The sequence below is a fragment of the Desulfobacter hydrogenophilus genome (genome assembly GCF_004319545.1).
Classification (GTDB): domain Bacteria; phylum Desulfobacterota; class Desulfobacteria; order Desulfobacterales; family Desulfobacteraceae; genus Desulfobacter; species Desulfobacter hydrogenophilus.
The window spans coordinates 778,362-794,214 of record NZ_CP036313.1 but is presented as its reverse complement, the minus strand read 5'-3'; the positions used below and the strand labels follow the sequence as shown (position 1 = coordinate 794,214).

Annotated in this window: 12 protein-coding genes; 10 read left to right on the top strand and 2 right to left on the bottom strand. The window is 47.8% G+C overall.

Annotated elements, in window-relative coordinates; genetic code table 11:
• The first annotated feature begins 24 nt into the window (after window positions 1-24).
• From nifE to EYB58_RS23060, 10 genes are all read left to right on the top strand, one after another.
• The gene (gene nifE, locus EYB58_RS03470) at window positions 25-1,401 is read left to right on the top strand and encodes a nitrogenase iron-molybdenum cofactor biosynthesis protein NifE (RefSeq protein WP_111960570.1); all 1,377 of its coding nucleotides are present in this window, start codon (window positions 25-27) and stop codon (window positions 1,399-1,401) included.
• Window positions 1,398-2,807, top strand: a complete 1,410-nt coding sequence (locus EYB58_RS03465) for a nitrogenase component 1 (RefSeq protein WP_111960572.1) — start codon at window positions 1,398-1,400, stop codon at window positions 2,805-2,807. The genes nifE and EYB58_RS03465 overlap by 4 nt, the downstream gene beginning before the upstream one ends.
• A gap of 29 nt (window positions 2,808-2,836) precedes the next feature.
• Entirely contained in the window at window positions 2,837-4,156 is a 1,320-nt protein-coding gene (gene nifB / locus EYB58_RS03460; RefSeq protein ID WP_111960574.1) for a nitrogenase cofactor biosynthesis protein NifB, read from the top strand.
• A 68-nt stretch (window positions 4,157-4,224) separates the two neighbouring features.
• Entirely contained in the window at window positions 4,225-4,530 is a 306-nt protein-coding gene (locus EYB58_RS03455) for a (2Fe-2S) ferredoxin domain-containing protein (protein ID WP_111960576.1), read from the top strand.
• Window positions 4,530-5,675, top strand: a complete 1,146-nt coding sequence (locus EYB58_RS03450; protein WP_131071997.1) for a LeuA family protein — start codon at window positions 4,530-4,532, stop codon at window positions 5,673-5,675. Before EYB58_RS03455 ends, EYB58_RS03450 begins: the two co-directional genes overlap by 1 nt.
• 839 nt (window positions 5,676-6,514) lie before the next feature.
• A complete protein-coding gene (locus EYB58_RS03445) occupies window positions 6,515-7,825 on the top strand; it encodes an efflux RND transporter periplasmic adaptor subunit (RefSeq protein ID WP_111960288.1) in 1,311 nt (436 codons plus the stop codon).
• A gap of 5 nt (window positions 7,826-7,830) precedes the next feature.
• Window positions 7,831-10,923: an efflux RND transporter permease subunit gene (locus tag EYB58_RS03440; protein WP_111960286.1), complete on the top strand. Its 3,093-nt coding sequence runs from the start codon at window positions 7,831-7,833 to the stop codon at window positions 10,921-10,923.
• Between the two features lie 296 nt (window positions 10,924-11,219).
• Window positions 11,220-11,510 carry a transposase gene (locus tag EYB58_RS23810; protein ID WP_242637638.1) on the top strand — a complete coding sequence of 97 codons (291 nt, stop codon included), beginning with the start codon at window positions 11,220-11,222 and terminating at the stop codon, window positions 11,508-11,510.
• Between the two features lie 348 nt (window positions 11,511-11,858).
• Window positions 11,859-12,059 carry a hypothetical protein gene (locus tag EYB58_RS03430; RefSeq protein WP_111960284.1) on the top strand — a complete coding sequence of 67 codons (201 nt, stop codon included), beginning with the start codon at window positions 11,859-11,861 and terminating at the stop codon, window positions 12,057-12,059.
• 114 nt (window positions 12,060-12,173) lie between these two features.
• Window positions 12,174-12,341 carry a hypothetical protein gene (locus EYB58_RS23060; RefSeq protein WP_163354631.1) on the top strand — a complete coding sequence of 56 codons (168 nt, stop codon included), beginning with the start codon at window positions 12,174-12,176 and terminating at the stop codon, window positions 12,339-12,341.
• A gap of 56 nt (window positions 12,342-12,397) precedes the next feature.
• On the opposite strand, the gene EYB58_RS03425 is transcribed toward EYB58_RS23060, so the two are convergent.
• The gene (locus tag EYB58_RS03425; RefSeq protein WP_163354635.1) at window positions 12,398-14,755 is read right to left on the bottom strand and encodes a PAS domain-containing hybrid sensor histidine kinase/response regulator; all 2,358 of its coding nucleotides are present in this window, start codon (window positions 14,753-14,755) and stop codon (window positions 12,398-12,400) included.
• 203 nt (window positions 14,756-14,958) lie between these two features.
• A complete protein-coding gene (locus EYB58_RS03420; RefSeq protein ID WP_163354633.1) occupies window positions 14,959-15,522 on the bottom strand; it encodes a LytS/YhcK type 5TM receptor domain-containing protein in 564 nt (187 codons plus the stop codon).
• Between the last annotated feature and the right edge of the window lie 331 nt (window positions 15,523-15,853).

Below are 15,853 nucleotides of genomic sequence, written 5' to 3'. Positions count from 1 at the left end.
AGCAGTAAGTAAAGGATAAATAAAATGACCTCCATATCGGTACTCAAACAGCGGGAAAACCAGATCTACCAGAAGGGTAACCAGCCCTTTAAGATGGAATGTGAAACCAAGAGTCTGGCCGGCGCAGTCAGTCAGCGGGCCTGTGTATTCTGCGGCTCAAGGGTGGTGCTTTATCCCATCGCCGATGCCTTGCATCTGATTCACGGCCCCATCGGGTGTGCCTCCTATACCTGGGATATCAGAGGGGCCCAGTCTTCGGGCCCGGAGCTTCACCGGATGAGTTTTTCAACGGACCTGTCAGAGACCGATATTATCTATGGCGGAGAAAAAAAGCTGAAAAAGGCATTGCTGGAGCTGATTGAAAAATATTCGCCCAAAGCCGCCTTTATCTATTGTACGTGCATTGTGGGCATTATTGGTGATGACGTGGACGCGATCTGCCGCCAGGTGGAAGATCAGACCGGTATCCCTGTCATCGCTGTCCACTCCGAAGGATTTAAAGGCACCAAAAAAGACGGGTACAAGGCCGCCTGCGACGCCTTGTTCAGTCTGATCGAAAGAAATAAGGCCCCCCGGGTTACCCTTCCGGATTCCATCAATATTCTGGGTGAATTTAATATTGGCGGAGAGACATGGATCATAAAAAAATATTATGAATCCATGGGGGTCAAGGTGGTCTCTGTCATTACAGGTGACGGCCGGGTGGAAGAGGTCCAGCAGGCACGCAATGCCGCCCTGAACGTGGTCCAGTGTTCAGGGTCGGTTATCCACCTGGCAAAGCAGATGGAGAAAGACTACGGCATCCCTTATATACGGGTTTCCTATTTCGGCATTGAAGATACCTCGGATGCCCTGTACCAGGTGGCCGTGTTTTTTGACAAAAACCCCGAAATTCTTAAAAAAACCCAGGACATGATCAGAAAGGAAGTCCAGGCCATTGTCCCCCGCCTGGAAACCATGAAAAAAGACCTTGAAGGTAAAAAAGCCGCCATCTACGTAGGCGGCGCGTTCAAGGCATTTTCCATGATCAAGGCATTAAAAACCCTTGGCATGGAAGTGGTCCTGGCCGGATCCCAGACCGGTACCCAGGAAGATTATGAAGTGCTCAGGCAGATGTGTAACGAAGGCACCGTGATTTTAGACGACTCAAACCCGCTGGAGCTGGCCAAGTATTCCGTTGAAAAGGACGCAGACCTGTTCATCGGCGGGGTTAAGGAACGCCCCATTGCCTATAAGATGGGCATCGGGTTCTGCGACCATAACCATGAACGCAAAATTCCGTTGGTGGGATTTGAAGGCATGGTCAATTTTGCAAAAGAAGTACATGGAACCGTTACAAGCCCGGTATGGGATCTTGTACCCAGGCGGCAGAAACCGGCCGGAAAGGAAGGTGCGATATGACCCTGAAAAAACATAAAGATACACCATCATACACCGCGACCCAGAATGCATGCAAAATGTGCACACCCCTGGGGGCCACCCTGGTGTTCCAGGGAATTGAGGGCTGTGTGCCCCTGCTTCACGGCTCCCAGGGGTGCTCCACCTATATGCGGCGCTACCTGATCTCCCATTTCAAGGAGCCGGTGGATATTGCCTCATCCAACTTCACCGAGGAAACCGCCGTATTCGGCGGCGGGGCCAACCTGAAACTGGCCATTGAAAACGTGGCACGCCAGTATGCTCCGTCCATGATCGGGATCGCCACCACCTGCCTGTCCGAAACCATTGGTGATGATGTCCAGTTAATTTTAAACAGCATGGACAATCATATAAACGGTACGGCCCTGGTCCATGTTTCCACACCGGCTTACAGCGGCACCCATGTGGACGGATTTCACGGTGCCGTGGCCGCTGTTGTGGACCGCTTCAACCCGGTGGGCAAGAGAATCGTTTACCGGCCCAAGAAAAAGAAAAAAATCAATCTGTTTCCCGGCATGCTTTCCAACGAAGATCTGCGGCATTTAAAAGATATTTTTGAGGATTTTCATACCCCTGTCACCATTCTGCCCGATTATTCCGAACGGCTGGAAGGACCGTCATGGGAGGAATATCAGGCCATCCAGAAAGGTGGCACGTCCATTTCGGCCATTGAAAAGATGAATGTGGCCGTCCACACCCTGGAGTTTGGTGCCGTGCTGGCGCTGACTGCAGAAATGGGCCAGAAAACCGCGGGAGACATTTTAAGCAAACGCTTTGGTGTTCCCTGCACACGCCTTCCCATCCCTATCGGGGTAAAAGCCACGGATCGTTTTCTGGATACCCTGTCCCAGATTTCGGGCAGGCCCGTGCCTGAAAAGTATAGAAAAGAGAAATGGCGGCTGGTGGATGCCTATGTGGACGGCAATAAATATGTAGCGAAAAAACGGGCCCTGATTTACGGCGAAGAGGATTTTGTCGTGTCCATGGCCGGCTTTCTTGCCGAAGTGGGTATTATACCCGTGCTCTGCGCATCCGGCGGCAAAAGCAAAACATTTAAAAAAGCCCTTGAAGATACCCTGCCCGAAACCCTCATTGACCAGGTTGTCATCCAGAATGACATGGATTTTACCTGCATGGAAGAAACTGCCGCAGCCATGCCCGAAGACCTGCGGCCTGAAATTATCATCGGCAACTCCAAGGGATATGCCATGGCAAGACGGCTGAAAATTCCATTGGTAAGGGTGGGGTTTCCCATCCACGACCGGGTGGGCGGCCCGCGCATCCTGCACGTTGGCTACAAAGGGGCCCAGCAATTGTTTGACAATATCGTCAATACAATTCTTACGGCAAAACAGACCGAATCCAGAATCGGATACTCATATATGTAACTCGATCATTGAGTGTAAGGAAAATTAAAATGAACATAGATAACCACCCCTGTTTTAATAAAAAATCCTGCAAGGATTTCGGTCGTGTCCACCTCCCGGTTGCACCGGCCTGTAATATCCAGTGCAATTTCTGCAACAGAAAGTTTGACTGTGTCAATGAAAGCCGCCCCGGGGTGACCTCCTCCATTTTGAGCCCGGACCAGGCCATGGCCTACCTGGCAGATGTGGTTGAGGCCAAACCCAACACCTCTGTGGTGGGCATTGCAGGCCCGGGTGATCCCTTTGCCAACGGCGACAAAACCATGGAAACCTTGACCCGGGTGCGTGCCACTTATCCGGAAATGCTCTTGTGCGTGGCCACCAACGGCATGAACATCCATCCTTATCTGGATGAACTCAAAGCCATCAATACCACCCATGTAAGCATCACCATTAATGCGGTGGACCCAGACATCGGCGCCAAGATTTATTCATGGGTCAGGGACGGCAAACGGTCCGTGGGCCCGGCCCAGGGCGCAGAACTGCTTTTAGAACGCCAGCTTGCCGCCGTCAAAGGCCTTAAAGAACGCAATATTATGGTTAAGGTCAACTCCATTCTTTTGCCCGGCATCAATGAAGACCATATGGTAGACGTGGCAGAAAAAATGGGTGAAATGGGTGTGGATATCTTCAACTGCATGCCTTATTTTCCCACCAAGGGCGCAAATTTTGAGGACATGGAAGAACCGGGTAAAGATCTGGTCAATACAATTAGAAAAGCAGCCAAGGTCTTTGTCCCCCAGATGACCCATTGCAAACGCTGCCGGGCCGATGCCGTGGGCCTGCTGGACGATCCCCTGAATCAGAAACTCATGGATCGACTGACCTACCACGCCACGGCACCCATCCCTTTATCCAGTGCACCCAAGTATTGCCACGAAGCGCCCGTTGAGGAAGATGTCTATGCGTTCAACTCTTTCGTCCCACGGCCCTATGTGGCCCTGGCCACCCGGGAAGGTGCGTTGATTAATCAGCACCTGGGTGAGGCCACACAGTTACACGTCTATGACTTAAATCAGGAAACCCCGACACTTGTGGAAACAAGGAACTTGCCTAAAACCGGCGGCGGGGATCTCAGATGGCAGAATCTGGCCCGGACCATTAAAGATTGCCACACCATTCTTGTGTCCGGCGTCGGGGAAACCCCTAAAAAAATTCTGGGCACCATGGGATTTACCATCCATGAGGTCAACGGCATGATTGATCTTGTCCTCATGGCTTTGAAAAAAGGGGAGTCGTTAAAGCATTTGGTTGTCCGGGCACAGACTTCCTGCGGGGAGTGCCGGGGAACCGGCACCGGTTGTATGTAGCTTATGTTTGATCCAAACCCCATTTAAGCGACACTAATTAACAGAATAAAATTTTGAAGGATAAAAAAATGAATAAACCTGCAAAACACATCCTCGTATGCTCAAGTTTTCGTCCCAGTGGAGAACCCAAAGGCAAATGCCACAGAAAAGGGTCCGGGGATTTCATGGCCTATATTGAAAATGAAGTGATTGACAGGGGCCTTGAAGAGGTACTGATCTCTTCCACCTGCTGTCTGAAACAGTGTGATGACGGCCCTGTCATGGTAATTTATCCGGATAATATCTGGTATGGGCACGTGGAGAACGAAGAGGCCATTGACGCTATTTTAGATGCCATGGAAGACGGCGAGATTGCAGAGGACTACGTACTGTAATGAAAACCCATGATGTGCGGGTCTGGATGGTAGACACCACCCTTCGGGACGGGGAACAGGCCCCGGGTGTCTTTTTCAGGCCCCTGGAAAAACTGACCATTGCACGTCAGCTTGCCGAATGCGGGGTTGACGAGATTGAAGTGGGCATCCCTGCCATGGGCGAGTTTGCATGCCGGGAAATTAAAGCCATTGCCCAGCTGAACCTGTCCAGCATGCTCACCTGCTGGTGCAGGGCGGTCAAAAAAGATATTGAACTGGCCGTGGGCTGCAACACCCCCGGGGTGCATATCAGTTTTCCCACGTCATCCATTCTGCTCAAGACCTTTGAAAAAAATGAGAATTGGGTGCTTGAGACCCTGGATGACACCGTTCGGTTCGCAAGACACTATTTTGACCAGGTATCCGTGGGCGCCCAGGATGCCACCCGCACAGACATGGATTTTCTTTTACGGTTCTGCCAGGCAGCCATCGGATTAGGTGTTCACCGGGTGCGGCTTGCCGATACCGTGGGCATGATCACCCCGTCCGCACTCATGGATATGGTGGAAACCCTTTTAATCCGGCTGCCCGGGCTGGCCCTTGAATTTCACGGACACAACGATCTTGGCATGGCCACGGCCAATGCCGTGTCTGCCGTGGATGCCGGCGCCAAGGCCATCAGTGTCACGGTGAACGGACTTGGGGAGCGGGCAGGCAATGCCCGCCTTGAAGAAGCGGCCATGGCCCTGTTCGGTATTGGTGCCAAAAAAAGTAATATGCGCCTGTCAGGGCTTACCCGGCTATGCAATACAGTGGCAAGATTTTCAGGACAGCAGATCCATGCGGCCAAACCCATTGTGGGGTCCAGGATTTTTTCCCATGAGTCCGGCATCCACTGTGCCGGCCTGTTGAAAGATACACGATCCTATGAATTATATGATCCCAAACAGGTGGGCAGGAGTAACCCAAGACAGATGGTTTTAGGGGTGCACTCCGGCTCGGCCGCCATAAAATATGCCCTGGCCCACCGCAATATCAACATTGATGCAGATGCCGCCCAACGGTTGCTGCCCCAGGTCCGGGCTGCGGCTGCCGCAGGAAACAAGCCCGTAACCCCGGAGCTGCTGGAGTCCATCTATCGCAGGACTTTGTGTACCGGACAATAGGTGCGATTTCCTTAAGTTTTCCAAATATGCCTTTGGCAGCTGTCCGGGCATGATCCTGCATGCAGATATAGTCCGCTGTCTGCTATAAAGGTTCACCTCAACACAGGTGTATCCTTAATCATTTTGATTTTCAGACAGCAGTTCAAACCCTATCTCCATACCATTAGGTTGCGGTCGATGAATTTGGGCAAAAAACGATAACTACCATTAACCCATCTTTTTGAGCGAAAAACATTAAGCTTATAATATCATATGGTTATCTTCTTTTGTATGGCACTACACCATTCGCAATGTAATATCGTATCATTTAAAAATGGTGGGATTTTTTATGTTAATGGTGTACTTAAAAAAAGACCCTCACCAAATTACATTTTTTATGGTTTTGATTCAAAATATAATTTTTATATCAAACCAAGGAAATCAGGCCTGATTAAGTCAGCCCTTTTGACGAGGATGATTATTTCAAGGATTTCTAAATGTTGATTGCTGATCAATGTTTAACTTGATCATCGAGTTTAAGAGTTTTTAAATGACGTGCATAGCGTTCGTTAAAACGGTTTACTTTGGATGGGTTCATGGTGTACTCCTTGTACAAATTATTGATATTGGGGGTCTTCCTTTTGATCCCACAATTGAGAGTATCCCCAACTTTGAATGTTTCTGCAGCGAGAGCGGCTTTGTTCAACAATTCTTTTAACAGAAGGTTAAACTCCGTAACAATGAACTATACTGATGTCGCCGGGAAATAAAGTTGTTATGAAAAGAGGGGTCTGTCCCCTATTTTTAGAGTTTCTTATCGAAGATGTTCTGGACGTTCAGAGAAATGGAAAAAGATAGAAATGAAAATTTTTTTTTGGGGGGCTGGTTTTTGTCTGTTTTTATTAAGTGGATGCGGGGATGAAGGCTCTCAATGGTCTCAAAATAAACAGGGTAGTGCCCTTGCGCAGCAGGAGGAACAGCAAAAGCCCCGCCTGCAATCTGCCAAAAAAGTTGGTATTATAACGGTACGGCCGCAACAGATTGCCATTTCAAATGAGTTGCCGGGACGGGTAAGAGCATCCATGACAGCAGAGATTCGTCCACAGGTCAGTGGCATTATTCAGGAACGCCTGTTTCAGGAGGGAAGCTTTGTTGAAAAAGGCCAGCAGCTTTACCAAATCGACCCGGCGCGTTATGAGGCTGATTATCAGCGTGCAAAGGCCAATCTTCACAACGCACTCGCGGAACTGGAAAATGCGCAGGTCCTTCAGAAGCGCTATCAGCACTTGATTCAGGCACATGCGGTCAGCCAGCAGGAATTCGATAATGCCACGGCCAGGGTTAAGCAGGCACGAGCAGCCGTGTCTCTGGCCGAAGCGGAAGTCAAAACGGCAAAAATTAATCTGGATTATACAAAAGTCTATTCGCCGATTAGTGGATATATTGGTCCGTCTGCCGTAACCCGTGGGGCTTTGGCGACGGCACAGCAGGAAATGGCCCTGGCAACTGTCAGGCAACTTGACCCGGTCTATGTTGATTTATCCCAGTCAGCGGCCCAGACCCAGCAATTGCAGGAATGCTTGATGACAAGCCGTATAAACGCCGACATATCCGAAAAATTTGAAGTGACGTTGTTTCTGGAAACTACCGGCGAAATATATCCGCAGAAAGGCAATTTGGAAGCGACCGATCTGGCCGTTGATGAAAACACAGGGACTATCAAGCTGCGTTCCGTCCTTGCCAACCCTGAAGGGCTGCTTCTCCCGGGCATGTTTGTCAGGGCCACGATTGAGCGGACCGACGCACCACAATCAATCATTATTCCGCAAAAAAGCGTTTCTATCCAGCCGGACGGTACAAAAGTTGTTTGGGTTGTCGGATTCGATAATACGGCATCAAAGCGCCAGGTCAGAACAGGGTCGTCATATAAAAATAACTGGGTTATTCTAAATGGTCTTGAATCAGGCGATAAAGTGATTGTCGAGGGCGCCATGATGTTAAAGGACGGTATGAAACTCGAGCCTCGGGAACTCGACATCCATCAGTTGCAAGGGGGGCAAGCGCTATCTCCCGGTTCGATGGATAAAAGGACGTCGCCGCCGGAGCAGCCATTGAAACAACCGCCTCGAACAGAACCGCAAAAACAATTATCCTTGCAGGAAGAAAGCTAAGCTGAGTGATTGCGAACTTTTTCATTAAACGGCCGATATTTGCATGGGTGATTGCGCTTGCCATCATAGGGGCGGGGATCCTGTCGATCACGTCTTTACCTGTTGAACAATATCCGTCAATTGCGGCGCCTAAAGTCTCGATCAGCGCCACCTATCCCGGTGCCTCCGCACAAACATTGGAAAATACGGTTACGCAGGTTATTGAGCAGAACCTGACCGGGATTGATAATTTGCGTTATATTCAATCGGAAAGCTCGTCCTCGGGCCAGGCCAGCATAACATTGACCTTTGAAACGGGAACTGATCCCGATATTGCACAGGTTCAAACACAAAATCAAGTTTCACAAGCCCAATCCGCCCTGCCTCAAGCGGTTCAGAGGCTCGGTCTTTCGGTACGAAAGGCGGGCAGCAGTTATGCCCTGATCGTTGCTTTTTATTCAAAAGATGACTCGTACGGGCGGAATGATATTTCAGATTTCCTGGCATCCAATCTTGAGGAACCGCTCAGCCGTGTGGACGGGGTCGGGCAGATTCAGACATTCGGGCCGGAGTATGCGATGCGGATATGGCTCAACCCGCAATCCATGAACAATTACAATATCACGACACAGGATGTTGTCGCGGCGGTGCAGGAGCAGAATGTTCAATTGGCCACCGGTGAGATCGGGGGCACGCCAAGTGTAGAGGGGCAACAGCTTAATGCAACGATCACTGCGCAATCCCTGCTTGAAACCGTGGAAGACTTTGAGGCGATCTTATTAACCGTAAATCAGGACGGTTCGCAGCTGACACTGGGTGATGTCGCCCGTATAGAAATCGGCGCGGAAAGCTATAATATTATTGGCCGCTACAATCGCCGCCCTGCCTCAGGTATTGCGATAGAACTGGCTCCGGGGGCCAATGCCCTGGCAACTGTTCAGGCCGTCAAGGACAGGGTCAAGGAGTTTGAGGATATCATCCCTGACGCGCTGGAGATTGTCTATCCGATTGATATCTCACCCTTTGTCAAGGCCTCGATTTATGAAGTCGTAAAAACACTGGTTATGGCCATCGTTCTGGTTGTTCTGGTTATTTTTGTCTTTTTACAGACCTTGCGGGCGACATTCATTCCGTCCGTGGCGATTCCCGTTGTTATATTGGGCACATTTGCGGCCCTGTTTGTCCTGGGCTATTCTATCAATGTCCTGACACTTTTTGCGCTGGTGCTGGCCATCGGTATGCTGGTCGATGATGCCATTGTTGTAACCGAAAATGTTGAAAACAAGCTGGAAAAGAATCCTGACCTGTCGCCTGAGAAGGCCGCCTTTAAAGCAATGAAGGAAATCTCCGGTGCGCTGGTCGGTACAACTGTCGTGATCTGGGCTGTTTTTATACCGATTACTTTTTTTAAAGGGGCCACCGGTGTCATTTACCGTCAGTTTGCAGTCACCATATCCGTTGCCATGGGGATATCCTTGTTTATCGCTTTAAGTTTATCACCCGCTTTATGTGCCATTGTTCTAAAACAGGGAAAAGAGGAGAAAAAGACAGGATTGTTCGGCCTTTTTAACCGCGGATTCAGCAAAATGCGCGGCGGTCATGAAACGGTGCTGAAAAATTTACTGGCAAGCCGCATCATTTTACCGTTCGTGTTCTTTGTTCTGATCGCGGTGACCATTGCTCTCTTTTTTAAAATTCCGACGTCATTTCTGCCGCAGGAAGACCAGGGCAGAATGATGGCACTGGTTAACGGTCCGGTCAGTTCAACTCTTGGGCAGACAATAGAAAAGAATAAGCAGGTGGAAGATTTTTACCTGGATACCGTCGGAGGCGAGGTGGACGGGCTTTTTACTGCCGCCGGTTTCAGCTTTTCCGGGAGGAGTCAGAATGTGGGGATTGCGTTTATCAAAATGAAACCCTGGGATGAGCGCAGCCAGGACCTGGGTGTGTTTAAAATCAGTGAGATGGCAGGGCGGGAATTATCGTCCGTCCAGGATGCCATGATCATTCCAATTGTTCCGCCGCCCGTATCCGCGCTGGGCAATGCCAGTGGTTTCGAATTTCAGCTTGTCGACCGGAGCGGCGAGGGACAGGATGCCTTAAACAGCGCCATGAAGCAGTTCCTGGGTCAGGCCAACCAGAATGAACTTTTGACCAGCGTACGTTTCAACGGACTGGCCCCCGGTCCGCAATACGACATTGATATTGACGCGTCCAAAGCCCGTGCCATGGGGGTTTCGATTACGACAATTAATCAGACTCTGACTACGGCACTGGGTGGAACATACGTGAATGATTTTTTACTGGACGGGCGGATCAAGCGCGTTTATGTGCAGGCGGATGCGCCATACCGCATGCAGCCTGAAGACATCAACCGGTGGTATGTTCGCAATACCACGGGGGGTATGGTACCGCTGGCCGAGTTTGGCTCCGGTGAATGGACCTACGGTGCGCCAAAATTAACTCGGTTTAACGGAACCTCCTCTTTGGAAATCCAGGGCGAGGCCGCTGAAGGTATTAGCTCCGGAGAAGCGCTGAGCGAAATTTCCCGCCTGGCCCGGTCTTTGCCAGGCGGCGTGGGGGTGGAATGGACGGGATTATCCTATGAAGAAAAAGAAGCCGGGGGGCAGGCCTGGCTGGTTTATGTCATCTCAATTATTGCTGTATTGCTGGCATTGGCCGCTCTTTATGAAAGCTGGGCCATCCCTGTGGCGATTATGCTGACCGTGCCCCTTGGCATATTCGGTGCCACGCTGTCCACCTGGGCCGCCGATCAGGCGAATGATGTATATTTCCAGGTCGGCCTGCTGATGACAATTGCCCTGGCGGCCAAAAATGCGATTTTGATCATTGAATTTGCAAAAACAAATTTTGAAGAGGGCATGTCGGCCCATGATGCTGCGATAACCGCCACCAAGCAAAGATTGCGGCCGATCCTGATGACGTCCCTGACCTTTATTCTGGGTGTCATGCCCCTGGCCTTTGCTGCCGGCCCGGGTTCGGGAGCGCAAAATGCCATCGGCATCGGTGTGCTGGGCGGTATTACGGCAACCACAGTCTTTGTATTGTTCTTTGCTCCTTTCTTTTTTATCTGGGTCATGAGGATTTTCAAGGTATAGAGCCTGTTTTAAAAAAAATCGGGGACAGACCCCTATTTTTGTATTGGTCTTAACTCCTTTTTAAACACCTGCCACTTGAAATGCCGCACTGACAATGGTCTGAGCCTCTTTCTGAATAGGCTGCAGATGCGCCTTGTCTTTTTTAATCCAGAAATTAAAGCATCTGTTTAAATTCTTACCATGGCACGGATAGCAAGAACTGTGGCTCCGGGTTTCCCTTATCACATTACACAAAGGGGAATAGACGGCAGCAGACATTTTTCAGCGATCAGGACTTCGAAGCCTATCTGGCTTTGATGTTGGAATGGTGCCTGAAATATAACGTCGCAATATGGGCTTATTGCCTGATGCCCAATCACATCCATCTGATTGCCGTTCCGGAAACCAAGGATGGATTAAATCTGGCCATTGGGGAAGCACACAGGCGATATACGAGAATGATCAATTTCAGGGAAGGTTGGCGCGGTCATCTATGGCAAGGGCGGTTTGCGTCATTTATCATGGGAAAAAAGTATTTATTGGCGTGTACCCAGTATATTGAGTACAAGCCGGTCCGTGCCGGTCTTGCAAAACGTCCTGAGGATTGAAAATGGATCAGCGCCGGGGCACATATGGATGAAAAGGATGATATTCTTGTCAAAACAAGCCCCCTGCTTGAAATTGTCAATACATCCTGGAGAAATTTTTTATCTTCTGATATTCATACATCTGAAATCGAATTGTTTAGAAAGTATGAACGGACCGGCCGCCCGTTGGGAAAAACGATTTTTGTAAAACAATTGGAGACTATTTTAGACAGGCGGCTGAGGCCGAAAAAGCCTGGTCGAAAGAAAAGTAGGTAAGGTGGATGTCCCCGGATTTCCAAGCTTTTAAGTACATATAACACACTTAAAAGGTTGATAAGAAAGCACCCTAAAAATATAAAGAAGAGAAAAATGACTTATAAAATCATTTATAAAACAGGCATATCCTTTATTTCAAACGCAAAAACCTTGGGTGAAGCAGAAAAAGAAGCTACAGAATACGCTGGTTACGGATTTGGTAGCATCTGCATCACAGAGGGTGAGAGTAGCGATTCTTCCAGCGATCTCGTGGCTGTAAAATTTGAACATGACGATGAATGGATAGAACCTTGAATATAGAACCAGCCGCCCCGATGAAAGCCGGGGCATCATAGGGGAGCAGTTTCCTTTTTATCAACTGACCCACTAGGTCACTGATAATTTGCAGGTAAGGCTTTATTCAGGGCCTTGGCGTCGAATTATGTATGGTGTACCTGGAAGTCTGCCAATATTGATGCAGATGCCGCCCAAAGGTTACTGCCCCAGGTCCGGGCTGCGGCTGCCGCAGGCAACAAGCCCGTAACGCCGGAGCTGCTGGAGTCCATCTATCACCGGACATTGTGCACTAGACAATAATTTTCAACGCCAACATAGGCATAGTCCGGGGGCGGCCATGGCCGTTATACTGAAAATTAAATTTTTCCTTGGGCTTTCTCCAGCACTTTTCGAACAGTTTTAGCAAGTTCCGATTTCACGACTGGCTTCATCAACAAACCATCTATACCCATTTGCTCAAAATTATTTTCATGGATTCTTTCGCTGAATCCTGTGCAAATAATGATTGGAACGTCAGATCTTATAGATTTAATTTTTCGTGCTAATTCATCTCCTGGAATGTTTGGCATGCTCATATCAGTGATAACTAAATCAAATAAGGATGGACTGGATTTGAATTTTTCCAGGGCTTCACCGCTGTGCAAGCGTGAGGTGACTTTATAACCCATTCGTTCAAGCATCCGTTTTTCAAGCTTTGCAATTGACTCCTCATCGTCAACCAGCAAAATCCGTTCATTCCCTCCATGATACGCTTCAACTTCTATGAATGACTCAGTTCTATCCGTTTTTTCCATCACCGGGAAATATATGTCGAAGGTCGATCCTTTGCCAATTTCACTGTGGACCTTTATGTCTCCCCCATGCGCTTTGACAATGCCATAAACCACAGCCAAACCTAATCCAGTTCCTTTGTCCTGCTTTTTTGTCGTAAAATATGGGTCAAAAATTTTTCCGCTAAGTTCCTTTGACATTCCATGGCCGGTATCTGAAATTGATAAAACCGCGTAATCACCTTGTTTCAGATCGGTTTGAAGCAGTTTATTGGTATCCAATACGGTTTGATTCAACTTAATAAAAATTTTTCCACCAGTGTCTTCTACTGCATGATAGGCATTGGTAATAATATTCATACCGATTTGATGAATTTGGGATGGGTCTGCCATGACCATGCCACAGTTTTGTTGAATGTCTTGTTCTATTTCAATGTAGGTTGGAATAGTAGATCGGGATAGTTTTATTACTTCCTTCAAAATATTTTGAATTCGGGTTGGCATCATTTTATGTTCAGATTCACGACTGAAGGCGAGAATCTGTTTTACAAGGTCGCTGCCTCTTTTACCTGCCTTAAAAATTTCTTTAACATTCTCCCTCTCACCGCTGCCTGGTGGTAGATCTTCGAGAAGTAGTTCAGACATTCCAACAATCGGGAATAGAATATTGTTGAAATCATGAGCAATACCACCGGCAAGATTGCCGATGGATTCCATTTTCTGGGCCTGTGTGAGTTGGGTCTGAAGTTTTTCCCGCTCGGCTTCGGCCTTTTTGCGCTCGGTGATGTCCTGAAAAATGCAGGCAAACTGTCCCGGGACAGGACGAAAGGAGGTGACTTCAAAATACTTTCCAACCTCAGCGCTATGGCTCTCGAAGTGTGCTGGTTCGCCGGTGAGTGCCACCTTACCGTATGTTTTAATCCAGTGACGCTCAGTGCTGGGCAGGGCCTCTATGACGGTGCGCCCCACGATGTCCACAGCCTTCAGACTGGTCATACGTTCGAATGCAGGATTGACGGCCAGGAAACGATAATCCACCGGCGTTCCGGCCGCATCGAGGATAATTTCGTGCAGGGCAAAGCCGTCCAGCATTTCGCGGAAGAGGGTCTGGTAATCCTGTTCGGCCTTGCGGTGAGCGGTGATGTCACGAATGAAGACCACGCATTGCGGTTCGTCCAACGGTCGATTCTGAACGCTTACCTCCACATCGAAGACTGTCCCGTCCTTCCGACGGTGGCGGCTTTCAAACCGGTCCTGTCCCTCGGCCAGAACCTTCTGCATGTGTGCGGCGGTGTCGGCGGGCTCCTCAACATCTTCCACGGAACTGATATCCATGCGAAGAAGTTCTTCTTCTGCATAGCCGCTCATTTCACAATAGGTTTCATTCACTTCGAGAAAGCGGCCTGCAGTATCAAGGATACAGAAACCGTCCATGGCAGTTTTAAGGATTGCCCCATGTTCTTCTTCTCTTTCTTTTAATTTTCTTTCAACCTTTTTAATCTCTGATATATCTACATGAGTCCCAACGACACGGACTTTGCCATTCAGATCATCTTTATACAGGTTCGATCTGGATAAAATATCAACCCAATGACCGTTCTTATGCTTCATTCTGGACTCAATTTCGAACCGATCACGTTTACCCTCAATCACCTCGTTTATAATAGTCCAAGACGCTTTTACATCATCTGGATGTGTTAATTCCTCCCAAATAGAAAAATCATTTGGAAGTTCATCGGGTTCATAACCAAGCATACGCTTCCAACCCGGAGAATAGTAGATGTCTTTGGTTTTTAAATCCCAATCATATACACCATCCTGGCTCGCGTTCATGGCCCGTTGGAACCTTTGTTCGCTCTCTTGTTGCAATTGTTCTGATTTAATTCGATTTCGGCGGTTTATGAGCAGCCTTCCTAAAAGAATTGTTCCTACAGGAAATATCAACCTCCCCATTCGCTTATTTTTTTTAGTGTTTTGTTAATTTTTACACACAATATATTGTGTTATAATACTCTTGCTCAGAAAAATTATGTCATATTTGGAATGCAAAATCATAATTTTTATATGCAAAAAACAAACCATATAAGAATTAAAAACTAAAATTATTCAGGATTGTCTTTTTTTAGGCAAATAATGACTCCCCATGATTATAAATTGGCTTTTCTGATTTCAAAATAAGCGAATGGGGAGATCAACATCACAGGAAACGTTATTTTTGAAAGAATTCCAAGTGCAATCGCTCTTGGCAAAGTCAGCATCAAAAGTAACATCAAGGCATGAGTCACACATCCCATTAAATACAAACTTTTATTCGAAATCGAATCCAAATCCTTTGTCCTAAAGTGGCGCCAACCTAAGCCTACCGCACTAGATATTACAATAACGGCAAATCCAGTCCATGCTCCGGAACCACCAAGGTACAGCCGGTACCCTCCTGTTAAAATTGTAGCGGTCACAGTCGGTACCATCCCAAAAAACAATCCGCAGACGCTCAAAAGAATAGATCTCGTATCAAATATTATACCAGGAAGGAATTCCCATGGATTCTTCATTATCGCTAATCCAATGAGACCAAGAATAAGGCCAATGAGAATTTGGCTTGATGACACTTTTTCTCCTGGTTGCCTCAAAACAACTAAATCATAGATTAAGACTAACGAAACGAGTAATGCTGCGTTATTGATGAGACCGATGAAAGTTGAAATTGTCAAAATATCTCCTTATTGTAATTCCATAATAATCGCATGATTTATAAAATAGACATTATACCTATTTATGCTAAGCGTTTGATTTTTATTATATTTTTGGAAATAGACGTCTCCGTACAATCAGTATATTATGAAAAATCGGTATAATGTGTAATATGAACGATACAGATGGTATCATTGAGATCTGATTATTTCACCGAGGAGGCATCGTCAGATACCATCGGAATTCATTTTTTTTCAGGTTATCCCAAAAGGCACAGAAAAACAATAACTTTAGAGAGATGACGTAATTCAAAATCCCGGACTATTATGATGACTATCAAGCTTTTAAAAA

Coding starts and splice junctions, on each gene's coding strand:
- nifE (WP_111960570.1), top strand. CDS start 25: ATGACCTCCATATCGGTACTCAAACAGCGGGAAAACCAGATCTACCAG.
- EYB58_RS03465 (WP_111960572.1), top strand. CDS start 1,398: ATGACCCTGAAAAAACATAAAGATACACCATCATACACCGCGACCCAG.
- nifB (WP_111960574.1), top strand. CDS start 2,837: ATGAACATAGATAACCACCCCTGTTTTAATAAAAAATCCTGCAAGGAT.
- EYB58_RS03455 (WP_111960576.1), top strand. CDS start 4,225: ATGAATAAACCTGCAAAACACATCCTCGTATGCTCAAGTTTTCGTCCC.
- EYB58_RS03450 (WP_131071997.1), top strand. CDS start 4,530: ATGAAAACCCATGATGTGCGGGTCTGGATGGTAGACACCACCCTTCGG.
- EYB58_RS03445 (WP_111960288.1), top strand. CDS start 6,515: ATGAAAATTTTTTTTTGGGGGGCTGGTTTTTGTCTGTTTTTATTAAGT.
- EYB58_RS23810 (WP_242637638.1), top strand. CDS start 11,220: ATGTTGGAATGGTGCCTGAAATATAACGTCGCAATATGGGCTTATTGC.
- EYB58_RS03430 (WP_111960284.1), top strand. CDS start 11,859: ATGACTTATAAAATCATTTATAAAACAGGCATATCCTTTATTTCAAAC.